The organism is Enterococcus sp. DIV1067f, from assembly GCF_050543505.1.
GTDB lineage: Bacteria > Bacillota > Bacilli > Lactobacillales > Enterococcaceae > Enterococcus_D > Enterococcus_D entomosocium.
Genome location: NZ_CP172940.1, coordinates 3,501,781 through 3,526,435, shown reverse-complemented (window position 1 = coordinate 3,526,435; position 24,655 = coordinate 3,501,781). Strand labels below are relative to the sequence as shown.

At 40.7% G+C, this 24,655-nt stretch carries 17 protein-coding genes; 12 read left to right on the top strand and 5 right to left on the bottom strand.

Annotation, left to right across the window (positions count from 1 at the left end; genetic code table 11):
• Positions 1–9 precede the first annotated feature (9 nt).
• Complete coding sequence (locus tag IGJ42_RS16330) at positions 10–909, top strand: ketose-bisphosphate aldolase (protein ID WP_034871971.1); 900 nt, start codon at positions 10–12, stop codon at positions 907–909.
• A 65-nt stretch (positions 910–974) separates the two neighbouring features.
• Here IGJ42_RS16330 and IGJ42_RS16325 read toward each other — a convergent pair whose 3' ends face one another.
• Positions 975–2,390: a helix-turn-helix domain-containing protein gene (locus tag IGJ42_RS16325; protein WP_373193371.1), complete on the bottom strand. Its 1,416-nt coding sequence runs from the start codon at positions 2,388–2,390 to the stop codon at positions 975–977.
• A gap of 295 nt (positions 2,391–2,685) precedes the next feature.
• On the opposite strand from IGJ42_RS16325, the gene IGJ42_RS16320 reads away from it, so the two are divergent.
• On the top strand, positions 2,686–8,544 hold the full coding sequence (locus IGJ42_RS16320) for a Spy0128 family protein (protein ID WP_430615824.1): 5,859 nt from the start codon (positions 2,686–2,688) through the stop codon (positions 8,542–8,544).
• An 81-nt stretch (positions 8,545–8,625) separates the two neighbouring features.
• Here the strand turns inward: IGJ42_RS16320 and IGJ42_RS16315 are convergent, their stop codons facing one another.
• On the bottom strand, positions 8,626–9,297 hold the full coding sequence (locus IGJ42_RS16315) for a prepilin peptidase (protein WP_430615822.1): 672 nt from the start codon (positions 9,295–9,297) through the stop codon (positions 8,626–8,628).
• A 125-nt stretch (positions 9,298–9,422) separates the two neighbouring features.
• Here IGJ42_RS16315 and IGJ42_RS16310 point away from each other — a divergent pair, with 125 nt between their 5' ends.
• Positions 9,423–9,911, top strand: coding sequence for a Dps family protein (locus IGJ42_RS16310; protein ID WP_005230382.1), 489 nt, complete (start codon positions 9,423–9,425; stop codon positions 9,909–9,911).
• A gap of 41 nt (positions 9,912–9,952) precedes the next feature.
• Here the strand turns inward: IGJ42_RS16310 and argH are convergent, their stop codons facing one another.
• Positions 9,953–11,332 carry an argininosuccinate lyase gene (gene argH / locus IGJ42_RS16305; RefSeq protein WP_430615820.1) on the bottom strand — a complete coding sequence of 460 codons (1,380 nt, stop codon included), beginning with the start codon at positions 11,330–11,332 and terminating at the stop codon, positions 9,953–9,955.
• A gap of 54 nt (positions 11,333–11,386) precedes the next feature.
• Complete coding sequence (locus IGJ42_RS16300; RefSeq protein WP_005233014.1) at positions 11,387–12,601, bottom strand: argininosuccinate synthase; 1,215 nt, start codon at positions 12,599–12,601, stop codon at positions 11,387–11,389.
• A gap of 406 nt (positions 12,602–13,007) precedes the next feature.
• Between IGJ42_RS16300 and rplM the strand changes: the two genes are divergently transcribed.
• The 4 genes from rplM (at position 13,008) to IGJ42_RS16280 (ending at position 15,737) form a co-directional block, all read left to right on the top strand.
• Entirely contained in the window at positions 13,008–13,454 is a 447-nt protein-coding gene (gene rplM / locus IGJ42_RS16295) for a 50S ribosomal protein L13 (RefSeq protein ID WP_318651954.1), read from the top strand.
• Positions 13,455–13,469: 15 nt separating this feature from the next.
• The gene (gene rpsI / locus IGJ42_RS16290) at positions 13,470–13,862 is read left to right on the top strand and encodes a 30S ribosomal protein S9 (protein WP_003128901.1); all 393 of its coding nucleotides are present in this window, start codon (positions 13,470–13,472) and stop codon (positions 13,860–13,862) included.
• A gap of 361 nt (positions 13,863–14,223) precedes the next feature.
• Entirely contained in the window at positions 14,224–14,463 is a 240-nt protein-coding gene (locus tag IGJ42_RS16285) for a helix-turn-helix domain-containing protein (protein ID WP_220426924.1), read from the top strand.
• Positions 14,464–14,492: 29 nt separating this feature from the next.
• Positions 14,493–15,737 (top strand): MvaI/BcnI family restriction endonuclease, encoded by a 1,245-nt coding sequence (locus IGJ42_RS16280; RefSeq protein ID WP_430615819.1) that lies wholly within the window; start codon positions 14,493–14,495, stop codon positions 15,735–15,737.
• A 36-nt stretch (positions 15,738–15,773) separates the two neighbouring features.
• Here the strand turns inward: IGJ42_RS16280 and IGJ42_RS16275 are convergent, their stop codons facing one another.
• Positions 15,774–17,327, bottom strand: coding sequence for a DNA cytosine methyltransferase (locus tag IGJ42_RS16275; protein WP_220426926.1), 1,554 nt, complete (start codon positions 17,325–17,327; stop codon positions 15,774–15,776).
• Between the two features lie 192 nt (positions 17,328–17,519).
• Between IGJ42_RS16275 and IGJ42_RS16270 the strand changes: the two genes are divergently transcribed.
• The 5 genes from IGJ42_RS16270 to IGJ42_RS16250 all read left to right on the top strand — a co-directional run bounded on the left by IGJ42_RS16270 (position 17,520) and on the right by IGJ42_RS16250 (position 24,648).
• Positions 17,520–18,272: a DUF3427 domain-containing protein gene (locus IGJ42_RS16270; protein WP_220426927.1), complete on the top strand. Its 753-nt coding sequence runs from the start codon at positions 17,520–17,522 to the stop codon at positions 18,270–18,272.
• Between the two features lie 1,099 nt (positions 18,273–19,371).
• Positions 19,372–21,330 (top strand): alpha-glucuronidase, encoded by a 1,959-nt coding sequence (locus tag IGJ42_RS16265; protein WP_430615818.1) that lies wholly within the window; start codon positions 19,372–19,374, stop codon positions 21,328–21,330.
• A 140-nt stretch (positions 21,331–21,470) separates the two neighbouring features.
• Complete coding sequence (locus tag IGJ42_RS16260) at positions 21,471–22,796, top strand: ABC transporter substrate-binding protein (protein WP_430615816.1); 1,326 nt, start codon at positions 21,471–21,473, stop codon at positions 22,794–22,796.
• 91 nt (positions 22,797–22,887) lie between these two features.
• The gene (locus IGJ42_RS16255) at positions 22,888–23,772 is read left to right on the top strand and encodes a carbohydrate ABC transporter permease (RefSeq protein ID WP_016621141.1); all 885 of its coding nucleotides are present in this window, start codon (positions 22,888–22,890) and stop codon (positions 23,770–23,772) included.
• A complete protein-coding gene (locus IGJ42_RS16250) occupies positions 23,773–24,648 on the top strand; it encodes a carbohydrate ABC transporter permease (protein ID WP_430615814.1) in 876 nt (291 codons plus the stop codon).
• Positions 24,649–24,655: the final 7 nt, after the last annotated feature.

Genomic DNA, 24,655 nt, shown 5'->3' with positions numbered 1-24,655 from the left:
CACACTTATATGTTGATCAATATGAAACAATTACTGACCGTTGCCAAAGAAAATCAATTTGCCGTGGGTGCCTTTAACGTCGCAGACAGTAACTTCTTACGCGTCGTTATCGAAGCAGCGGAAGAAAACGATGCACCAGCCATCATTGCGGTCCACCCAACAGAATTGGCCTTTACAAAGGATGAATTTTTCCACTATGCAGTTTCCAGAGCGAAAAACAGTTCTGTGCCAATCGTGATCCATATGGATCATGGTGACAGTCTGGCGAGTATTATGCGGGCGATCCATTGCGGGTTCAGCTCAGTGATGATTGATGGGTCATTGCTGCCTTTTGAAGAAAATATTGCTCTAACAAAACAGATTACCGAGATTTGCCATCCGATTGGGGTATCTGTCGAAGGCGAGCTAGGAACGATCGGCAATACCGGAACCTCCGTTGAAGGGGGCGTCTCCGAAGTGATTTATACTCGTCCTGAAGATGCACAAGAGTTCATTGAGAAGACAGGCATTGACACACTAGCAGTTGCGATTGGAACTGCTCACGGTATTTATCCGAAAGATATCAAACCGGAATTAAAAATGGATGTCTTGCAAGAAATCAAAGATCGTGTCGATATCCCATTGGTGTTGCATGGTGGATCGGCCAATCCCGATGAAGAAATCGCTCAGGCAGTGGCAATCGGTATCCAAAAAGTAAATATCTCCTCTGATTATAAATACGCCTTTTACAAAAAATGCCGTCAAATTTTAGCTGAAACAGAATTATGGGATCCAAATGCTATTTACCCAGAATGCATTGAGGCAGCTAAAGCAGTGGTTACGCAAAAAATGACCCTCTTCAATGCAATTGGGAAAGCAGCTTTGTATCGCCAGCAAAATATCCAGCCATGGCGTAGTGAACAAAACTAAACAGCAAACAAATAATGGAAACACCCTCGAAAATCGCTAAATTGCGGCTTTTCAAGGGTGTTTTTTTATTGTGCATTCTTTTCTTGCAGCATACGAATCCCCTTTTCCTGAACCTGCCGAGCGATAAACGCCAAGTCATTCGAAGTCAGATTGATATCTGCATAATGAAACAAGTTTTTTCTGCAGGAGGGGGTCAGATTGCCGATGATCAAATCATACGTCTCGTCCAGTTTGGTCAGAGAGAACGAGTCCAGAGGATTTAAAATCGTGATTGTTAGCTGATAAGGAATAAACTGTTGGATTTTCGTTTGGATAAATTCCGTATGGTAACTATTCGTATCATAAAACAAAGCTAAGCGAAAGCCAGCATTGGCATCGATGATTTCTTTAGCGAAATTTGGGAAAGATATATGGAAAATATAAATCAGGTAATTGATCGTACTTGGTCGAATGATCGGTAAATTTGAATGGGTCAAAAGGTGAACGATGTCTTGATTGACTGCCTGTTGGACCAAATCACAGTTGTTGACAAAACGAGCAAAGCGATCATCCAAGATGCAGTAAGGAACGTGCAAGTTGATCCCAAGAAAATAAGAAAAGACCACAGCGTCGAGTTTCTCTTCAAAGTTGGTTTCATGATAGTTGTACTTTTTAAATATACGTTTGGTCATTTGATAAAACTCTTGTTTGGTCTTACGAAAGACGTTGGGGTCCTGACCAATATGGGTCGTGACATAACCGACCATTTTCTCGACGTAGGCCCGACTGTAGCCGGTAAATTCGCTCAAATCGATTTTCTCTAAGAAATATTCGACGTGGTTTCCATTGGGGTTGGAGGCGTATAGGCGATCGCGCTTCGTGTTGATATAGATCACAAAAGCGATTTTTTTGATGTCGGAAAAATAAAGCTTTAAGGGTGTCGCTGCTGCCATGATACGAGCGATTTTCAAAAAATCCTGTTCTTGGTTGATGTTGGCATCCACAAATTCATACTGGTACTTTTCTAAGAAGAAAATCAGAAAAAACTGGCGAATGTTGTGTTCATTTCCTTTTAACTGGATGGGTTTGGTCGCGATGAAGAAATCATATGGTGCCAGAACCATGTTGATCCTCTTGATCAAACGAATGATCGACGATTTGCTTAAATTTAATTCTAGAGCCAACATATCATAACTAGTGAAACTTGATGAGAAGAGTAGTTCCAATAATTGAAATGCAGAAGAGCGTGTCAAAAACTGGCTGTATACGTCTAGCCGAGTAGCAAAGGGATGCAGGTGGAGGCGAACAGCTGAATAATCGTCAAATTGTAAGTCCAGAAACGAAAATTCATTGTCGATTTCCGCGATATAGGTTTTCGCTGCAGACATTGAAATGGAAAATTTTACTGCCAAATCGTGAAGACTCGTTCCCTGATCGTCTAATAAATACTCAATCAGCTGTAGTTTCTTTTGTGTCGTAGATGATAACAATTTCCGTAACATGATTGCCCCTGAGCCCCCTTTTAAGTAAATAGTATCACGTTTTTACATGTATTCAAAAAAATTGCGTGTTGTATTTTTTTTGAATACATCCCACCCAAAAATTTTGGGAAAATAGAAGTGTGGAATAGTAGTAATACGTTTGATACAAGTAGCAAAGACCAAAATTTTTGAATCATGGGGAGGAGGCAAAAAGCAGTTGTTTGTTGGGATATCTTGCTCACTGTTGAACAATGTTATTCGTCGAGCGCTTCCGAGATCAATTGAAAAAATTTAATAAAAAAAGGAATGAACAATTATGAAAAAACAATTTTCTATCTATATATGTTTGCTAGTCTTGCTTGGCTCCATTTTTTGTGAACCAACGATCATACTAGCAGAAGCAATCAACGCAACTGATAGTACCGAAAGAACGGCTGAAACGCTGGAAAGTACCGAACCTGAGACCGGAACGATCGATACGGAAAAAGCACCTACGGATTCATCGACAGCGGGAGCAGTTCAGTCAGAAATGAGTCAAGCAGAAGAAGAACAAGCAACCGTCCCTAGTGAAAGTCAAGCAACCCAAGCATCTTCGACACTGAATCAAAACAGCATTCAACCCCGAGCACCAGATACTGAGGCGGAAACGGAAGCTTCTACTACCGCTGAGAATCTTAGTGCCAACCTAAACGAACGGGGAGTACAACTTTTTGACAATGTCCGAATTACTGACTTAAACGATCAACCCTTCACTGCCGAAAATCCACCGATGTATAACGGCAACATCAAAATTCATTTTGACTGGTCGTTAGCAGATACGGAAGAAATTCGCGCTGGCGATTATTATACGTATCAATTACCGGAATATTTTGCTATTCATAACACCGTTAGCGGCGAATTGACCCGTTCTGGTGGGCAATCGATCGGAACCTTTACCTTAGCACTCGATGGCACGTTGACTGTTACTTTTAACGAAGCGGCACAAACACTTTCCAACCGCTCAGGGACTATCGATCTAATTACGGAATTAAGTGTGAGCACTGTCACCGAAGAAGTGACGATTCATACTGGGATCTACGATGAAGATGGTCATGAGATCATCATTACATTGCCTATTTATGAAGTCGACATCATTAAGACTGGTAACGTGACTTCCAGCGGTTCAGTGGTTTGGGAAATTATTTTTAACCAAACCAGTCGTGAATTGCATGATGTGGTGATCACCGATAAAATGCCTCAAGGTTTGTCTTATAGTACTTCGACAGGCTACTTGTACGATAAAGCCACCGAGGAGTGGGTTCGTACCGATGGCTTATATACTTTTAACAGCGTCAACAACACGTTTACCTTCAATCAAACGGTTAATCAACCGGTTCGAATCGTCATCAATAGTGCAGTCACCGATCCAACGGCTTCTTCTTTCAAAAACACGGCAACAATCAACGGCAGCGATTTTACAGAAAAAACTGCAGAAGCAACGGTTACTTACGATGAGCAATCGGAATACAAACGGTTCAAAGGCTATGATCAAGAAACGAAACGAGCATCATGGGAAATTTCCGTCACATTGGACAAAGACCAAGCCAGAGTTTTGGATCAGACCTATTCAGGAACGGATCCTGAAAAAGCCCTACATTTTTTTGTTCCAGAGACTTTGGTGATCACGGACAAAGATGGTAACTCGATCCCAGCAGAAGATTGGTCCTTTGATGGGACGTACCAGCTGGATAAAGAGGGGGAAATCGTCCGCTTTGGCATCACGTTTGCCAAAGCTGGTTACTACAAGATCCAATACGATACCCAGTTGTATGAATCTGTTCTAGCTGATACTCGTATTTACAACTACGCTTCGATCCGCGACAATCAAAATACCTCATTGACGGGCAGTGGGACAGTGACGCCAACCAAAACGATCGGTGTCGTGAAAACAGCTGGCACCAAAGACTATGAAACGAAGACTGTCGCATGGAAAATTGATGCCAATACCAATCAGCAAAAAGTCAGTGACCTAATCATCGAAGACCGCTATCAATTGATCTCTGGCGCAAACAGCAGCGCACTGGCCTTGTTGGCGGATACGCTGGTAGTGACGGCAAGCGGAGTGACCGAGCCTTTAGAGCTCAATACCGACTATACGCTAGAGCTAATCACAGAAACGAAAACGCTAGCCGATGGCTCAACGAAGGAACTTGAGACTGGTTTTCGGATCAAGCTGCAAGGGGCGTACCAAACGACCTCGACAACGATCACGGTTAATTTCAAAACTAGCTTCGATGTTTCACAGCAGATCGCATTAGGAAGTTCTAGCAGTCGTTTTAGTAATGCAGCGTTTGTCCATTATAAAGACGAAGCCGGCAATACGTTCACGGAAGCCTCTGAATCCAATACTTGGATGGATACCAACTGGTTAAAAAATGCCTTGAAATACGGCCTATTTATTGGTGAAGGGGAAGATGTCGCCAAAGCGATTACTGCCGTATTAGGTCGGAACTTAGGAACTATTTTTGATGAGCAGACCGCCTCTAGCGATCAAGTCTATTGGATGGGGCTATTCAATACGTACAAAGAAAAAATCAACAAAGATGCAATCATCACGGACCAGCTGCAAGAAGGCCAAACCTTGAAAGACTTGGCGCTTTACACGGTCACAGTAACTGGGTATACGACGCAAGTCAGAGCACTGAAAGAGCAATTGGTGCTAAACGAGGATTACAGTTACACTTATGACCCTGACACGAAAAAAGTTACGATCACCTTGCTGAAAGAAACGTCAGAAACACTGGCGGTCTTCTTGGCAACGGAAGCAGCGGAAGATGTATTTACCTACAAAAATACCATCACGTTGACAGACAACGATACAACGTTGACCGCGGATGGCCAAGCCGATAAGTCGGCGAAAACGGACTGGTTGATGAAAAACGGTAGTCAGAATGCCGAAAACAATCGGTTGATCGATTGGGAAGTCATGATCAATGCTGACAGCCGCAAAATCCACAATGCGGTAGTGACCGATACCATCAACTACAATCAACACACCTTTTTACGAGATGCCGACGATGCCGTGATCGTAGATGTGTATGAAGCGGTCTTAAACAATGGTACGTGGGAAAAAGGAGAAAAAGTCACCTTCACCAACGAAGACAATCCGAAAATCACCTCGGATGTGGTAGCAGGGACGCAATCGTTAGTGATCGCTTTTGAAGAAATGATTGATAAACCATACTTTATTGTTTATCAAACACAGCTTGATCCCGGGATTTTGAACAATGAACGGGTGGCCAACAGTGTCAATTTGACGGGTAGTGAGATCGAGATTCACACAGTGACCAAAGAAATCACCATCAAATCGACAGATGGCAGCGGAACGTCTTCTGGGACGAACGGCTCTTTAACGATCATGAAATACGATGCAGACGGCACCAAAGAACGAGGGATCGATAAAGAAGCGGTTTTCCAATTAAGCCGCAAAAATGCGCAAAATACCTATGAAGTCATCTTATCGAATCTGGTGGTGAAAAACAATCAGATCATGGAAAACGGCAACGCCATTGATCGGATCGACAATCTGCGTTACGGCGATTATATGATCCAAGAAATCACCGCACCGGAAGGATACGAACGAGATGCGACTCAGTACACCTTCACTATTTCTGATAAGCAAGTCAATTATGTCTTTGAACTAGCCAACAAGCGGGAAATCAAAGAAACGACCCACGCCTTGAATGTTCAGAAGCTGCTTGATGGGCGCGAGCTAAAAGACGGCGAATTTACGTTCCAACTAGTGGATGAAACTGGCTCTGTGATTTTAACACAAACTAATGATGGCAACGGTCAAGTTGCCTTTGACGCCATCACTTACAATGAGCCTGGCGAATACCATTACACGATTCGGGAAAAAGCCGGCGATGATCCAACCATCACCTATAGCGACAAAGAACTAAAGGTAACTGTGACCGTCACGGAAGAAGATAGCCAGTTGATTGCGAAAGCAGTCTATGAAGGCAATCAAGTCTTCGAAAATGACTATACGCCAAAAGCCGGTAGTGTCGTTTTGAATGCTGGGAAAGTGCTGATCGGTCGTGATTTGAAAGCAGAAGAATTTGACTTCGAATTAGTCAATGAAGCAGGAACTGTTCTTCAAACAAAAGCCAATGATGCCACTGGCAAGATCTACTTTGACGCTCTCGCATATGATGAAGCAGGCGAATACCACTACACCATTCGCGAGAAAGCAGGAACTGACGGCACCATCACTTACGATGCAAAAGAACTAGCGGTAGTTGTGACCGTGACGGATGAAGATGGACAGTTGACCGCAGTTGCGGAATATGAAGGCAACCAAGTCTTTGAAAATGACTATACGCCAAAAGACGGCGGAGTGGTGCTGAATGCTGAGAAAGTATTGACCGGTCGCACGCTGGAAGCCAACGAGTTTTCCTTTGAGCTAGTCGGTGAAGCAGGTAACGTGTTGCAGACGAAAACCAATGACGCAACCGGACAAATCTACTTCGATGAATTAACGTATGACGAAGTCGGCGAATACCGCTACACGATTCGAGAAAAAGCTGACGCAGATAGTACCATTACCTATGACATGAAAGAAATTGGCGTTGTCGTGAAAGTAACCGATGAAGACGGGCAACTGGTGGCAAAAGCAACATATGATGGCAATGCGATCTTTGAAAACGACTATCAACCAAAAGCTGGTAGTGTCGTACTGAGTGCCGAGAAAGTCTTGACCGGACGCACCTTACAAGCTGACGAATTTGCCTTTGAACTGGTAGATGAAGAAGGAACTGTTCTTCAAACAAAAGCCAATGATGCAACCGGACAAATCTACTTTGACGCTCTCGCCTATGAGGAAGCTGGCGAATACCGCTATACCATCCGTGAGCAAGCAGGAAACGATGGCACCATCACTTACGATACGAGAGAACTGGCAGTAGTCGTTACCGTCACTGATGAAGACGGACAATTGACTGCAGTGGCAGAATACGAAGGCAACCAAGTCTTTGAAAACAGCTATCAACCAAAAGCTGGCAGTGTCGTATTGAGTGCCGAGAAAGTCTTAACCGGCCGCACATTACAAGCAAATGAGTTTAATTTTGAACTAGTGGATGAAGACGGAACTGTACTTCAAACAAAAGCCAATGATGCCACTGGCAAGATCTACTTTGACGCGCTCCCTTACGAAGAAACAGGTGAGTACCACTACACCATTCGTGAGAAAATAGACAGCGATGGCACTATCACGTACGATACAAAAGAACTAGCGGTAGTCGTGACCGTGACGGATGAAGATGGACAGTTGACCGCAGTTGCCGAATACGAAGGCAACCAAGTCTTTGAAAACAGCTATCAACCAAAAGCTGGCAGTGTCGTATTGAGTGCCGAGAAAGTCTTAACCGGCCGCACATTACAAGCAAATGAGTTTAATTTTGAACTAGTGGATGAAGACGGAACTGTACTTCAAACAAAAGCCAACGACGCCACTGGCAAGATCTACTTTGATGCTCTTTCTTACGAGGAGACAGGTGAGTACCACTACACTATTCGTGAGAAAGCAGGAACTGACGGTACCATCACCTACGATGCGAAAGAACTGGCAGTAGTCGTAACGGTCACCGATGAAGCCGGACAGTTGACTGCAGTGGCGGAATATGAAGACAATCAAGTCTTCGAAAACAGCTACCAACCAAAAGCTGGCAGTGTCGTACTAAGTGCGAAGAAAGTCTTGACGGGTAGAGACTTGCAAGCCAACGAATTCGCATTTGAATTAGTGGATGAAGCTGGAAAGGTTCTGCAAACCCAACGCAATGACGCAAACGGAACGATTACTTTTGATGCATTGACATATGACGATGCTGGGGAACATCGTTACACGATTCGTGAAAAAGCTGGCAATGACGCAACGATCATCTATGATGAAACCACCTATCAAGTGACGGTCACAGTCAAAGATCAAGCCGGAAAATTAGTGGCTGAAGCGGAACAAACGGCAGACATGGTATTCAACAACCGTGTCAAAGAAGGCAAAACAACGAAGCCGGGCACTGGCAACTTACCGAAAACCAATGACACCACGACCGCTGGTTGGGTCGTCTTGGGACTGTTGTTAGTAGTGATCGCAGTAGGCATCTACCTTGATCGCAAAAAACGGACGCCGTTATCATAGGCAGGGGAAGCAACAGAGCAGAAAGAGAAAGCGGGATGAGGCCAACTTGTCCCGCTTTTTCCTGCCCCGTTTTTCTTCACTTCAAAGAAAAAAAGCGTCAAAAGTATGAAACGCTAGGAAGCGAACAATCAGCAAACCAAGACTCAAGAAGGGAACGAAGGGCAACTGCGCCAATCGTTTCTTCCAGATGCCTTGATAGCTAAAAAAAGCGAGGAGCCCAAGACTACTGGCTACCAGTAAGAGGGCCAAAAGGGTCGTCGGCGTTAGCCAAATACTCCAGCCTGATAGCACTAATAGATCGCCGCCGCCCATTTTTTCCTGCCAGACAAAAAAGATCAGTGGAACCAGCAAGCCTAAAGACAGCCATTGAAAAGAAGCGCCGCTTCTAAGCTGTGCCAGCGCGAGAAGTAGGTGGCCGGGGTACAGCAGTTGCGGGTAGACGCTATAGTCTATCAAGTCGGTCAAGCTGAGTAAAAAGGCACTGGTCAGCCAGACAAAAGTCAAGAAGCTTTCTGAATCATGAACGGCAACCACGCAAAGTCCGCCATAGCACAAGCAGGTGAAGGCCCAATAAAGTAGGGATGAAAGCCATATTGTAGGAAGGCGAAAAAACCAATGGTTATCCGAAACTTTGTTCACCTTCTGGTAATGAGAACGAGAATCACTTTTTGACGGATTCCAAAACAGGGTTTGTAAGAGCAAAAGCCAAAAGAAGCCGAGTAAAGCGCCTAAAAAAAACACGAAAATCGTCATTTTTCGATCCTCCTTATAAAGAAATACGTAAGAGAGTGAGAAATTTTCTCAAATAGATGATTTTGTTGTACTTTTTATTTGTTTCGTATTATCCTTAAAATAGATAATTTAGAGGAGGAATCGTTATGAAATTTGAACAAACAAAAGAAGTATTAAACCAACTTGTTGCTGATTTAAGCCAAATGGCTATGGTCGTTCACCAAACACACTGGTACATGCGTGGACCTGGCTTTTTGACATTGCATCCAATGATGGACGAATTCATGGATGATCTAAATGAGCAATTGGATGAAGTTTCTGAACGCTTGATTACATTAGACGGTTCACCATATTCAACTTTGCGTGAAATGGCAGAACACACTCAAATCCCTGATGAAGTCGGCAACTGGGACCGCACGATTCCAGAACGCTTAGCTACATTGGTGGAAGGCTACCGTTATTTAGCGGACTTATACCAAAAAGGGATCGAAGTATCTGGTGAAGAAGGCGACGATCCAACCCAAGATATCTTCATCGGCTTCAAAACAGCCATCGAAAAACGTATTTGGATGATCCAAGCGCACTTAGGCGAAGCGCCATTGATCGATCCAGCGAAATCTCGCGTACGTCATTAATCCACAAAAAAACCAGCGAAGAATTTTCTTCGCTGGTTTTTTTACTTGCTTGCTAATAACGTTTTGGCGGCTTCAATTTGCTGTGCCACTTGATCAAAACCGGTGCCGCCATAAGAATGACGATTTTTGACGGCGGTATAGGAATCAAGTTTTTCAAAAATATCGCTGTCGATGGCAGGATGGATCGCTTGGTAGTCTTCCAAGGAAACATCTTGCAGATAGATGCCTTTGCTCAAACACTCGCTGACGAGTTTGCCGACGATCTCATGGGCTTGTCTGAAAGGCACGCCTTTGCCAGCTAAGTAATCCGCTAATTCTGTTGCGTTGGAAAAATCCTTTTCAGTGGATTCTTGCATCCGTGCCTGATTGACTATCATCGTTGCGATCATGCCCGTCATGATCTGCAAGCTTTTCGTGATGGTTTCGGCGCTGTCAAACATGCCTTCTTTGTCTTCTTGGAAATCTTTGTTGTACGCCAGCGGCAAGCCCTTCATGACCGTCAAAAGGCCAAAGAGGTTCCCATAGACACGTCCTGTTTTTCCACGGATCAGCTCCGCCATGTCAGGGTTTTTCTTTTGAGGCATGATGGAACTGCCAGTTGAGAAGGTATCGGTCAGTTCCACAAATTGGTACTCGTGGCTGCACCAAAGAATCAGCTCTTCACAAAAACGAGACAGATGCATCATCAATAAAGATGCGTTGCTTAAAAATTCCAAGATAAAATCACGATCGCTGACCGCATCTAGGCTGTTGCTGTAAATATTGCTGAACCCTAACTCTTGAGCAGTGAAGGCACGATCGATAGGGAAGGTAGTTCCTGCCAAAGCAGCACTGCCTAAAGGCATCACATCGATGCGACTCAAACTCTCACTGAAACGCTCTTGGTCACGCGTCAGCATACTGTAATAGGCTAAGAGGTGATGGGCAAAAGAAATCGGCTGTGCATGCTGCAGATGGGTATAACCGGGCATGATGGTGTAGATGTTGGCTTCGGCTTGTAAAACCAGCGCTTCTCGCAATTCAGCGATCAAAGTGATCACGTCTTGCACGACTTCTTTCAAATACAAATGCATATCGGTTGCCACTTGGTCATTACGACTACGGGCAGTATGCAATTTGCCTGCCACTGGTCCAATCAATTCATGCAAGAATGTCTCGATGTTTAAATGGATGTCCTCATTTTCAATCGTGAAGGTCAATTCGCCAGCGGCTAATTGCTGTTGAATCGTGGTCAAGCCGTCAATGATCGCTTCGCCATCGGTTTGACTGATGATGCCCGTATGGACCAGCATTTTGACATGTGCCAAACTGCCAAGAATGTCTTGCTTTGCTAACTTTTGATCAAACGTGATGGAAGCCCCAAAAGCATCGATCCATGCTTCATTTTTTCCATCGAAACGTCCGCCCCATAATTTTGCCATATTCTCACCTCAAAAAAAGATTACGGCTGAAGCGGCAGCTTCAGCCGTGCATACTTAAATCAATGTTTCTGTTAGTTGCTGTTGTGCTTGGATCTCAGCGTGCACTTTGCTTGGCAGTCCCCATAATTTGATGAAGCCGATGGCCGCATGCTGATCAAAGGTATCTGCAGAAGTATACGTTGCTAAGTTTTCATCGTACAGGCTGTTTTCAGATTTCCGTCCTTCACAGATGACGTTGCCTTTGAATAATTTCAAACGCACGATTCCGTTGACGTAGACTTGTGTGCTTTTCAGGAAGGTAATCAAGGCTTCCGTCAATGGATTGAACCAAAGACCATCATAGATGACTTGCGCTAATTGCTGCTCGATGATTGGTTTGAAATGCGCCAATTCCCGTACAAAGACCAAATCTTCCAATTCTTTATGAGCCGTCATCAAAGCGATCGCTCCTGGACATTCATAAACTTCCCGTGATTTGATCCCCACCAGACGATTTTCAATATGGTCGATCCGACCAACGCCATGTTCGCCAGCCATCCGGTTCAATTTCATGATCAATTCTGCTAGATTCATCGTTTCACCATCAATGGCGGTCGGTACCCCTTGATCAAAGGTGATCTCAACGATCGTCGGTACGTCAGGCGTATCTTCTAATTCTTGCGTGATGGCGTAGGCTCCTTTTGGCGGTGTTGCCCAAGGATCTTCTAAGACGCCGCACTCACAGGCACGTCCCCACAAGTTTTGGTCGATGGAATATGGATTGTCCAAGTCAGCGGGAATCGGCACTCCTTTTTCAGCCGCATAGGCAATCTCTTCTTCTCGCGACCATTTCCATTCCCGAACCGGTGCGATGACTTTCAAGTGAGGCGCTAAAGCGGCGATCGCTACTTCAAACCGAACTTGGTCGTTGCCCTTACCAGTACAGCCGTGGGCGACGGTCGTTGCGCCAGTCGCTAATGCCAACTCCACCAATTTCTTGGCGATCAATGGACGAGACAAAGCGGAAACAAGAGGATAAGAATTTTCATAAAAAGTATTGCCTTGTAAAGCGATCAAAGCAAAATCTTGGGCGAATTCTTCGCGGGCATCGATGGCATAAGATTCAATCGCGCCAACTGCCAAAGCTTTGTCTTTAATGGATTGGGTGTCGCGACCTTCACCGATGTCTAGGCAGCAAGCCACCACATCATATCCTTGGTCCGTTAACCATTTAATTGAAACGGAGGTATCTAATCCTCCAGAATAGGCCAATATTACTTTTTCTTTCATACTTATTAACTCCTTTTCCGCGTGTTTTCAAGTGATTGAAGCTATCTTATCAGAATAAAAATAATAAATCAAGGGTAAAATTAAATATTTATACATAAAAGTGGCGATTATCAGGTTTTTATACTATTATCGATGGTTAAGGAAAAGAAGTGGATGCTCACTTCGTGGATGAAAGTTTATACATAATATTCATAAATCTATTCAGTTTTAGCAGCCTGCAACAACAAGTTTCGTTTTTCAGAGAAAATGGCAGAAAATGAATGGAGAAAATTTTCAAAAAGAGGCGGAATTACGTTGACATTAGGCTTTATAGAAGGTATTATGTTATATGGTATTGTTTGCCCCACAAGAGCCCCGGAAACTCAAGTGTATGTCAAACATTCGTGAAATTGAATTGGAGGAAAAAATTGTGCGTACAACATATATGGCCAAATCAGGCGAAGTAGAACGTAAATGGTACGTAGTAGATGCAACAGATGTTCCTATGGGTCGTCTTTCAGCAGTAGTAGCATCTGTCTTACGTGGTAAAAATAAACCAACATTCACACCTCATGTGGATACAGGCGATTTCGTAATCGTCATTAATGCAGAAAAAATCAAATTAACAGGTAACAAAGCAAGCGATAAAATTTATTACCGTCACTCAAACTTCCCAGGAGGATTGAAATCAGTCTCTGCTGGAGAATTACGTGCTAAAAATTCTCGTCGTTTGATCGAAACTTCTGTAAAAGGCATGCTTCCTAAAAACACTTTAGGCCGTAAACAAGGAATGAAACTTCATGTTTATGCTGGCGCTGAACACCCACATGCTGCACAACAACCAGAAGTATTGGACATCACAAACTTAATCTAATAGGAGGGAATTTCATTGGCACAAGCTCAATATATCGGCACTGGCCGTCGTAAAAATGCAGTAGCCCGCGTACGTTTAGTACCAGGTACTGGTAAAATTACTGTTAACAAAAAAGATGTTGAAGAATACATCCCACACGCAGACTTGCGTGAAGTAATCAACCAACCATTCGGCGTTACAGAAACTAAAGGTTCATACGATGTTTTTGTAAACGTAAATGGTGGTGGATACGCTGGACAATCAGGTGCAATCCGTCACGGTATCGCACGCGCATTGTTACAAGTTGATCCTGATTTCCGTTTAGCTCTTAAACGTGCTGGCTTACTTACTCGTGACGCACGTATGGTTGAACGTAAAAAACCAGGTCTTAAGAAAGCTCGTAAAGCTTCACAGTTTTCAAAACGTTAATCTTTTTATCGAAGATTCGAGACACTTTCCTTTTTGGGGAAGTGTCTTTTTTTTCGTATCTAAAGGTAATTTTGAATAATCTTTCTTTATTAATTGGTTCTTTTTCACAATCGAATAATTTGGGTAATACTTCTAGTATTGCTGACCATGATTGAAGTTGCTCATGTGTTACTTCTAGCGCATTGATATCTTGTTGAGTAATAGCTTTAATTGGGTGAATCTTATCTGTCAGTAATTCTATTTTCCTGTTTTCATAATAGGTCCCTTCTTCAATCGTACAAGACCCATGTCTATACGAACAACAATCTGAAATCAATATATTATAACATGTTTATATAGACAACATGAGGAGGAAGTGTAAATGAACGAAAATGAAGGTGGTAGAAAAGTGGAAGTGCTGATCAACGATTTATTAGCGGAACGTCAAATGTCTTTAAGAGAACTCGCAAGATTGTCGGGAATTGAGCCATCAAATTTAAGCAATTTGGCAAATGGAAAAAGGAAAAAAATTTATTTAGAACACATTGAGAGGATCGCGGATGCTTTAGAAATTGATGATGTGTCAAGGATTTTGAGATTAACTAAGGATTCATTTAATTAAAAATATTTTTACATTAGAAAGGGAATAAGATGATTTTTGAACCTAATTCAAATGAATTGTACAATATTAATGAAATACATAAATTTAATGAATCTGAGTATGTATTAATAAGGCTTACAGAAACTATGATAAAAAAAAATAATATTGATGCTAATGCTCTGCTCAGGGATTTGTTGAAAAGCAGTGACGTAGTCGATTATAGTAGTTTAAAAAATGGCGGAAAAAATGGAATAAGACCAGAAGTAGAATTAGTATTAAATGAAACTTCTGAAAAAATTATCATGAACTTTTATAAAGTTAAAGGGAAAAGAAGTGACCCCAGATTTTCGATTTATGGTATAAAAAGAATGTTTGAACAAGGTAAGTTAAACACGGGGGATTTATTATATGTCACAGTTGTCAAACTTCATAAGGAACCAAAAATAGTTATATTAAACTTAACAAGTAATATGGCTTCTCGTACAAATTTACTATCTGTATTTGGTATAGATGAGATTGAAGAAGCGTTAAATAGATTGATCCCTGAAATAAGAAAGATATCAAAGGCAGGATTCCATAAAAATTCTAAAGGAAAAGGACAAGTCTCTCCCAAGGATGTGGGGGATACTTTAGAATATTTGTTAGGTATTAAGGTAAACAATAGTCAAAAAGCTGATTTTGAAGGGAAAATCGAGATAAAAGCTAAGTCTGGAAAAACTATGGATACTTTGTTTACTCTAAGACCCAGATTTGAGGGGACAAGTATTGAGAAAAAAGAGAAAATAGATCGTTTTAGAGTATCTGCATTTACTCGATTATACGGATACGAATCCGAAAAACACAAGGGCTATAAAACTTTGTATATTACCATCGGCGTAAAGGAAGCACCGCAGAACAAAATTGGTTTTTTTCTTGAAATAAATGAGGAAAATAGACAAATCGAGTTGAGAAAGTGGATCGACAAGGATTTACATGAATTAACAGCTTTTTGGACTTTTGATACTTTAAAAAAAGAGTTGCATTTAAAGCATCCTGCTACTTTATGGGTAAATGCTGAACAGCAAGTGGTAAATGATACTGTGGAATTTAATTATTTTGAAGCAGAGCTCTCTAGAGAGCCGCAGTTTACAACTTTTTTGGCTTTAGTAAAAACAGGGGGTATAACTTATGATTGGAGAGGATATACAACGCCTGAAGGTAAATATAAAGGGAAAAATCATGGGAATGCTTGGAGAATAAAGAAAAAATATAGAAAGTTACTTTTTGGGAGTATGGAGAAAATTGAATTAGTATAAAAAAGAGAGAAAGCGAAACTTGCTTTCTCTTTTTGCTTATTTTGCAGAGCATATAGCTTTAAGGACCTCCTCAGCTATTGCTTTTGCTAGTAGGGGTGGAACAGCATTTCCAACTTGAGTAAATTGTGGTGTTTCTAAAGCTCGTTTACTTCCACCTGTGGTTCTTTTTCCAAGAAACTCAAAGCTATCATCAAAAGATTGTAGTCTAGCCATTTCTCTAACAGTTAGTATTCTATTAAAATATGGATGGATATAATCATCTGGTAAAGTAACCATAGTAGGTGCAACTTTTTTTGAGTTTAAACGAGTGCGAATACCTTTTTTTGTAAAAAGAGCATTCGCTAATTCGGAATCAATATCTCCATCTAGAAGTCGCTTTTGAAGCTCTTTTTTAGAAATATTTTTATTTAATAAAGGTTTTATTTTATTCAGAAATTCTAAAGTTGTTTCATACTCTAAATGTATTCTACGTGATAAGGCTAGGATAGAATCTTTTAATAATTTTCTTGAGTCAATATTTTTTTCATATTTAAGAATTAAAGATAGTTGTTTGTTGGTATTATTAAGCCAACGATCAGAAAAATTTATTTGTGCTCCTGAATCATATAATTTGAGTGTCTCTTGGATTACTTTAGAATTATGAGTGCTATTTATTTGAAATAATGTCTCATAAAATAAATCTGGAGTCTCTTCTAGTAAATCAATTCCTTCAAATTTGATCCTGTCTAAAGCTTTCTTTCGATTTTCTCCTTCCTTATAAAGCGAAAATCTTTCTGTTACGGTTATATCATGTTTAGATATTTCCATATTTGTAATTTTTTCTCGTTTTATAGTACTATTTAGATTTTTCATAGGAGTTCTTCCATGCATGCTTTTTATAGAATAGTCGGTCGAGTACATATACTCATAATAAAGGTCACCTAAAGCATCGTAAACTGTAACATTTGTATCAATAGAAGTTGGATAATTAATTGGGGGAACGTCGTTTCTATAAGCAAGAAAGATAGCACGGTTCCTTTGTTGAGGTACGCCGAAATTAGCAGCATTCAATACTTTCATTTCCAATACAGTATAGTCGAGTTTCTCTAGTTCATTTTGCAAAATATAAGGTACAAGGTGTTGGCCGTTATAGACTTGGCCAATGACACTTGGGAAATCCAGCATTTGCATATCCAAAATTCCAGTTACGTTTTCCATAACTACATATTTTGGACGTATATCTCTTATTAGTCTTAGGTATTCATGAAAAAGCATATTCCTTGGATCGCTAGAATCCCTCTTCCCTAAACGACTAAATCCTTGACAAGGGGGACCTCCAAACATGGCATCTATAGTTTTCGGTGCAAAAATATTTCCGTATTTCAAAGAGTTGATAGTTCTGAAAATATAATCAGAAGTCACATCTTTAATATCAGCTAGCTCAAAATGGGTATCTACCCCTTCTATTAATCCGAGTTGTCTATGGCGATTAGTGTATGTTTCTTGTACCATTGGGCTTTTATCACTTGAAAAAATTATGTCAAACCCTGCTTGTAGTATTCCTTCGCTAAATCCCCCGGCACCACAGAATAGGTCTATTGCATAAGGCATTAATTCGCCACCTCCTGAGTTATTGTTGACAGTATATCAAAAAAAAGCAAGTAAGTCCAGGGAAATATCCAATAACTTTTAAAGTAAACATTAAAATCTTCTAAATCATTAAAATTAATTTCACTCAATTTTGATAAAAAGATGATGTATAATTATTGTTAGTGCTAAAAAACTTAATTGCGAGGATTATTAATGTTTACAATAGATAAAGCATATACAAGAAAAGAGATTCGTAAAATATTAGGTATACCTAATCCGAACAACATCGGTGGAATATGGTCAACTGGTTATGTTCAATATCAAGATAAATTTTATATATTTGCGACAATTACTGATGCAGGTAGAACGGGTCATAATTATGGGAATATTATGAAGAATGATGTTTTATATTGGTATACAAAAAATACAGATCATTTTTACGTTCCAACTATCCAAAAAATGACGAGTGGGAGATATCCTGTTCACATTTTTACAAGATATGATAGTAAAAAACCTGATTTTTTCTATCAAGGAAAAGGTATTTTGAGAGACTATGAAGATGGAAAACCTGCGTTTATTTCTTGGAAAATTCAGGGGAGAAATTCCAGAGTAGAGACGTCAGAATTATTAAATCTAAATAGAAAAAAATTTATTGAAGGAAAAAAAATCTCTAGGTCTGTAAATATATATGAGAGAGATTTGAATGCAAGAAAATTATGTTTAAAACATTATGGATTTAAATGTATAGTATGTGGTTTTGATTTTGAATCTAATTATGGAGAAATAGGAAAAAAATTTATTCACGTACACCATGAGAAGGAATTAAGTTTGATCAGTCAAGATTATGAAATTGATCCAATTAGTGATATGAAACCAGTATGTCCCAATTGTCATTCAATGCTGCATAGAAGGAGACCAGCTTATTCAATAAAAGAACTAAAAGAGATGTTAACCAATAAAACTTAATTTAGAAATAAAAATTAAGTTTTATGTGTAATAAAAAAATCTTGTTCTGATCTTCATGGGTTTTTGATTGCGGTATTAGGTATGGAGATAGAAAAATATGTTGAAATCATTTCCTATTGATTGCCTATCAAGTTGTTTTCATAGATAGTAAGTTACCTTTCTTTGATTTCACTTTCAGGGAAATTACTGATCGATGTATTTTGTTATTAAAAATTTTGGATATTTCTGGTCTTTCTTATTCTTATTAATAATATTGTCTATTTTCAACAAAAATTTATTAAAAGGAAGTCAGTAATAGTAAAAGCATTCAAGTAAAAAATTTTATTGCTTAAAAGTTGATTCATAATGTAATCTTTCTTAAAAAGCTTTAAAATAAGTCATATTTTCTACAGGATTAATATTAGAGGCATAGCGAGCCTGTTCTGTGTAATCCGATATCTCCTCACATGTTTCAATCTAATAAATAAAAGCTTATTCTGTGTATTTTAATGCAAAAATCTAAGAGTAACTTTAAAAAAGAAACTCAAAGAGTTACGCTACAAAAAGAAATACGCAAAATATATCCTAAAACCATCAAAAGCACACAAATCTTTTCTGTTATTAAATCATTTCCCTCAGATTTGGTCTTGCTTTCCAAAACGGGTTTCTATACAATAGAGGGGAATAGAAACCGAATAAAAAAAGGCACCCCGTATCAGAGTTGGCGCTCCAATACGAGGCCTTGAAAAGTCACGCGAACTGACTAATCAAGTTGCCATAGTCAATACCCTAAGGTATCGACCTGTTTATTGTACCTAATATTCTGTTCTTTTTCTAGTAGGAAAAGCAGATTTTCTGGGATTTTATGCAGGATGCCTTATGCTTATTTCGCTATGTCAAAAGGATTGGACAGTCGTCCAATCCTTTTTTTGTGTTTCAAATGGGGAAGTTAAAATAACAGGTATTGACACATTTCATTTATAAAATAAAGTGTCGGCAAGCCTCGGTTTCTATTCGTCTATCAAATAATCAAAAAGTTCTGAGGAGGGATTCACATAGAAAGTGAAGTTGCTTGGAAACTGCCGGAAGGGATTCTTTAGATAAAAGAGGGGATGAAGCAATGAGAAAGAAAGACGAGTGTTGGCTAAAAAAGCGTGTAGCAACTGATGTAGTTTCGACATATAGTTTCGAGCAGTCGGACCAATTGACGGATACGATCAAACGAGAGATGCAGACATTATTTCCAATGTGCCGCTGTGTGGAAGAGGCAAATGCAGAGTTATATTTCAAAAAGGCAACGGATGCGCTGCTTGGGGATGAAGGATTTGAGATCAGTTATGAGCACAATCAGACAGTCGTTTATGCGAATGCTAGTAAAGGCTGGTTATATGGCTTCTTTGAACTTTACAAGCATGTGATTCGAACCACTGAGTTGCCAGAAAATCTGAGGTCGATTCCCAATCAAGCCATTCGTATGGTCAATCATTGGGATAATTTTGATGGGACGATTGAACGTGGGTACGCTGGAGAATCGATTTTCTTTTCAAACAATCAGTTTCGGCAAGACCATGAAACGGTACGCGACTATGCGCGTTTCTTAGCTTCCATCGGAATGAATGCGGTTTCTATCAATAACGTGAATGTTCGCGGAGATGCCAAATGGTTTATTACGGAACCGTATTTGATCGAGATTAAAAAGATCGCAGATACATTCGCTGCCTATGGGATTCGGACGTTTTTAAGTATCAACTTTGCGGCACCTTTATCCGTTGGAGGACTAACGACCGCCGACCCGTTAGCTGAGGAAGTTATTGCATTTTGGCAAAAAACAGCAGATACAATCTATCAGGTGATGCCGAATTTTGGTGGGTTTGTAGTCAAAGCTGATTCTGAAGGGGAACCGGGACCGTTTGTTTACGGGCGTGACCATAATGATGGTGCCAATATGCTGGCACGGGCGTTGCAACCCTATGGAGGGCTACTGATATGGCGCTGCTTTGTTTATGACTGTTTACAGGATTGGCGAGATCGTTCAATTGATCGTGCCAAAGCTGCCTACGACCACTTTATGAAATTAGACGGTACGTTTGAGGAAAATGTTATTTTACAGATCAAAAATGGACCGATTGATTTTCAAGTACGAGAACCCGTGACGCCGCTTTTTGGCGCGTTAAAATACACCAATCAAATGTTGGAATTCCAAGTGACGCAAGAGTATACCGGACAACAAAAGCACATTTGCTGCTTACTACCGATGTGGAAAGATGTGCTAGATTTTAATACGAAGCATCCACTTGAACACGCTACATTAAAGAAGATTCTACCAGAGCAAAGTCCAAATCCTAAATACTCTGGCGTGGCAGCAGTCGTCAATATCGGCATGGATGATAATTGGACCGGACACAAGCTAGCGCAAGCGAACCTTTTTGGCTATGGCAGATTGATTTGGAACAATGAATTAAGCACGGAAGCTATCCTTTGCGAATGGATCGATTTGTCCTTTGAGTTAGATGATTCTGCTAAAAAACGACTACTTGCAATCCTCGCTACGTCCTATCAGACCTATGAAAATTATACTGCCCCACTAGGTATCGGTTTTATGGTTCGTCCCAATCATCACTATGGGCCTGATGTCGATGGCTACGAATATGATAGATGGGGGACGTATCACTTTGCAGATAGAAAGGGCATTGGCGTCAATCGAACGTTAAAAGACGGCACCGGCTATGTAAGGCAGTATGCGGATGCTTGGTGTGAAACATACGAAAATGTAGAAACTTGCCCAGATGAACTTGTCTTATTTTTCCACCATCTGCCATACGACCATGTCTTACAAAGCGACAAAACGATCATTCAACACATCTATGACACGCATTTCGAAGGCTATGAAAAAGTAGAGGAATATGTTACCGAGTGGGCTTCCTTAGAAGGACAAATCGATGAAGAAAGTTATCAAAACGTCGCCGAACGATTGCAAGAACAAGTTCGTTCTGCTAGAGATTGGCGGGATCAAGTCAACACGTATTTTTATCGTAAAAGCGGCATTCCAGATGCACATGGACGTCAAATTTATGCGTAAAAAGAGAAACAAGTGCTAGGTTTCAAAGAAGAGATAGACCGTTTAGATCACTAAGAAAAAAGATTTCAACCAGAGGTAAAATTTTTTGTCATATAAGTTAGTTTATCCAACTTACTAAAAAAGAATCAGGAGGAAGAGTGATGAAAAAATGGAAAAAACAATTGATAGTGGTAGGTTCTTTGCTTTCTGTATCACTGGTGTTGGCTGGATGCAATGCTGGGAGAAAAAAGACTGAGACAACGGGGAGTGGTGATCGAGTAGAAATCAGCTTTAGTTGGTGGGGAAATGACGATCGCCATCAGGCAACCCAAGAGATGATTGCTCATTTTGAAAAGGAGCATCCTGAAATTGCAGTAAAAGGAGAGCCGAGCGGCTTTGGCGATTTGGATCAAGCCTTCACGACGAGGTATGCTGGCAATACTTTGGCGGATATCACGACTTTACTCTACAATTGGGTGCCGCAATTCGGGCAAAATGACGGGTTTTATGATCTTAATACAATCGATAGTTTGGATCTGTCCACCTATGATCCTGATTTTTTGGCATTCGGACAAGTTGATGGAAAGCAGGTTGCCGTTCCTTATGGGGAAAATACTTTAGTCATGTATTTAAACAAATCCGAATATGAAAGACATGGTATTGATGTCACTACGTTGAAGACGTGGGACGATTATGTGGAAGCCGCTAAGAAGTTACCAGAAGGGACCTTTTGTGTCGTATCCCCAACTTGGCGTTTTCCAGTAACCATTTGGTTGCAACAAAAGACTGGAACGTCTGAGTTTGATGAACAAGGAAATATGAATTGGACAGAACAAGACTATTTAGAAGCGATGACTTGGTATAAGGAAATGGCAGATGCTGGGGTCTTCGTTTCAAGACAAGATTATTTAGAAAACGTCGGCTCAGAACCGGTATCCTTAGCCACCAACAAAAAGTGGATTGAAGGACAATATGCGGGCGGCATCGATTGGAATGCTAGTATGTCTTCTAATTATGAAGCATTGAAAGAAGTAGGGGATGAAATGGTCGTCGTTGACTACCCAATCGCAGAAGGCGGCACCGAGGTGAATTTAATGTCAAAACCTTCACTGCTTTTTGCCGTTCGGAAAAATGTCGAGCATCCAGAAGAAGTAGGAACATTTTTAAATGAATTTTTAAATGGCGAGGAAGCAAATAAAATTTTGGGTCTTTCCAGAGGGATTCCTGCTTCTAGCAAAGCGATCGAAGCATTGACGGAAGATGGACAATTATCAGGTGTGATGAAAGAAGGCTTTGAGTACGCCCAAAGTGTCGCAAAAATCAACCAGACGCCGTTCTATGAAGATGGTACCTTAACGACTATTTACACTGCAGAAATGGAAGCTGTCGAATTAGGACGAACGGATTTAGAAACAGCTGCTCGCAACGTTTACACGAAAACAAAAGAACAAGCCGAAAAGCTTGCGAAAGACTATAAATTGCAATAGACAACTATCCGCATACTTTATGGGAGTGGATGGCTTTTGTTTGCTTCCATGAAGTGTCGTGCATCGTTGTCAAAAAGATTGGAGGGATTTTATGAAAAAGGAAAAAGTGGGCTTGATCTATGTAACCCCTTGGCTGATTGGTTTTTTACTGTTGACCGCTTGGCCGATCTTGTCCTCATTTTATTACTCACTGACCGATTATTCTTTGGCTCGCGTCGGACAGACACCTGCATTTTTAGGCATCCAAAATTACGTGAATCTCTTTAAGGATCAAACGTTTCTTGATTCGATGCGGGCAACATTAATTTATACAGTGTTTACTGTACCTTTTCAACTAGGGTTTGCGTTGTTCGTTGCGTTTATCCTGAATTTCAAATTAAAAGCCATCAATTTCTATCGGACGGCGTATTATATTCCCTCGATTCTAGGAGGAAACGTGGCCGTTGGTGTGCTTTGGCGATCAATGTTTCAACCAGAAGGTTTGGTGAATATTTTTCTAGGAACCGTTGGCATCGAGCCAATTAACTGGTTATCGACACCTACAGGCGCAATGGTCGTCTTGATTCTCTTGAAAGTGTGGCAATTTGGTTCCTCCATGTTGATTTTCTTAGCTGCATTGAAGGAAATCCCACAGGATTTGTATGAGTCCTCGAGTTTGGACGGCGCATCAAGGGTGACCCAGTTTTTCAAAATTACGATTCCTTTGATCACACCAACCATTTTTTTCAACTTAGTGATGCAGCTGAACAATGCCTTTCAAGAATTTAACGGTCCTTTTATTGTCACCGGTCGTGGTCCCCTCAATGCCACGTATCTGTCCTCAATGTTTATTTATGATAAAGCATTTAAAGAATTTGATATGGGCTACGCAAGTGCGGCAAGTTGGGTGTTGTTTGCGTTGATTGTTTGTTCAACGGTTCTTCTTTTCACGAGCCAAAAACGATGGGTCTATTATTCTGATGGAGGTGGGAAATAAATGGAGGAAACCCCTGTAGCATCTGCAAAAAAGAAGCACTCGAGTAAGCATGGTCAAGCACTGATTCGCTATATTTTGTTGACGGTCGTTGCACTGATTATGCTGTATCCAATTATTTGGATGGTTGGAGCGTCCTTCAAAACGAACACAGAGATTTTCACATCAATCGGCTTCATTCCTTCAACGATTGATTTCCAAGCATATATTGATGGTTGGAACACCAAGGGCGATTATACGTTCACCTTGTATTTTATCAATACCTTTAAATACGTCATTCCAAAGATTCTTTTTACCGTTGTCTCGGCGACTCTTACAGCCTATGGATTTGCTCGGTTTGACTTTCCATTCAAGAAAATCATGTTTTCGTTGTTAATGGCAACGATGTTTTTACCTCAAGTCGTAACCAGAATCCCCTTGTATCTCTTCTGGAATCGCTTGGATCTATTAGATACGTATGTTCCGTTACTGGCCAATTCATTTTTAGGACAAGAACCTTTCTTCGTGTTCATGATGATCCAGTTTATGCGTTCAATTCCACGGGATCTCGATGAAGCAGCGATCGTTGACGGTTGTTCTTCTTTCGGTGTTCTCTGGCGTGTCCTGATTCCGGCATTAAAACCTGCACTGATTTCTTGTGTGATTTTTCAATTCGTTTGGAGTTTCAGTGATTTCTTAGGTCCATTGATTTATATCACTTCACAAGACAAATTCCCAGTATCTCTTGCGTTGCGGCTCAACGTTGACCCATCTACGAATACCCCATGGAATCAAGTGTTTGCAATGTCGGTGATTTCATTGTTGCCAGCAATCATCTTATTCTTCAGCGCGCAAAAGTATTTTGTCGAAGGTGTCACAAGTTCGGGTATCAAAGGATAGGAGGTAA

Excerpts from the sequence above, each read along its gene's own strand:
- IGJ42_RS16320 (WP_430615824.1), top strand. The coding sequence starts at position 2,686 with ATGAAAAAACAATTTTCTATCTATATATGTTTGCTAGTCTTGCTTGGC.
- IGJ42_RS16250 (WP_430615814.1), top strand. The coding sequence starts at position 23,773 with ATGGAGGAAACCCCTGTAGCATCTGCAAAAAAGAAGCACTCGAGTAAG.
- IGJ42_RS16260 (WP_430615816.1), top strand. The coding sequence starts at position 21,471 with ATGAAAAAATGGAAAAAACAATTGATAGTGGTAGGTTCTTTGCTTTCT.
- IGJ42_RS16315 (WP_430615822.1), bottom strand. The coding sequence starts at position 9,297 with ATGACGATTTTCGTGTTTTTTTTAGGCGCTTTACTCGGCTTCTTTTGG.
- IGJ42_RS16265 (WP_430615818.1), top strand. The coding sequence starts at position 19,372 with ATGAGAAAGAAAGACGAGTGTTGGCTAAAAAAGCGTGTAGCAACTGAT.
- IGJ42_RS16300 (WP_005233014.1), bottom strand. The coding sequence starts at position 12,601 with ATGAAAGAAAAAGTAATATTGGCCTATTCTGGAGGATTAGATACCTCC.
- IGJ42_RS16325 (WP_373193371.1), bottom strand. The coding sequence starts at position 2,390 with ATGTTACGGAAATTGTTATCATCTACGACACAAAAGAAACTACAGCTG.
- IGJ42_RS16285 (WP_220426924.1), top strand. The coding sequence starts at position 14,224 with ATGAACGAAAATGAAGGTGGTAGAAAAGTGGAAGTGCTGATCAACGAT.
- IGJ42_RS16310 (WP_005230382.1), top strand. The coding sequence starts at position 9,423 with ATGAAATTTGAACAAACAAAAGAAGTATTAAACCAACTTGTTGCTGAT.
- IGJ42_RS16280 (WP_430615819.1), top strand. The coding sequence starts at position 14,493 with ATGATTTTTGAACCTAATTCAAATGAATTGTACAATATTAATGAAATA.
- IGJ42_RS16330 (WP_034871971.1), top strand. The coding sequence starts at position 10 with ATGTTGATCAATATGAAACAATTACTGACCGTTGCCAAAGAAAATCAA.
- IGJ42_RS16255 (WP_016621141.1), top strand. The coding sequence starts at position 22,888 with ATGAAAAAGGAAAAAGTGGGCTTGATCTATGTAACCCCTTGGCTGATT.
- argH (WP_430615820.1), bottom strand. The coding sequence starts at position 11,332 with ATGGCAAAATTATGGGGCGGACGTTTCGATGGAAAAAATGAAGCATGG.
- IGJ42_RS16270 (WP_220426927.1), top strand. The coding sequence starts at position 17,520 with ATGTTTACAATAGATAAAGCATATACAAGAAAAGAGATTCGTAAAATA.
- IGJ42_RS16275 (WP_220426926.1), bottom strand. The coding sequence starts at position 17,327 with ATGCCTTATGCAATAGACCTATTCTGTGGTGCCGGGGGATTTAGCGAA.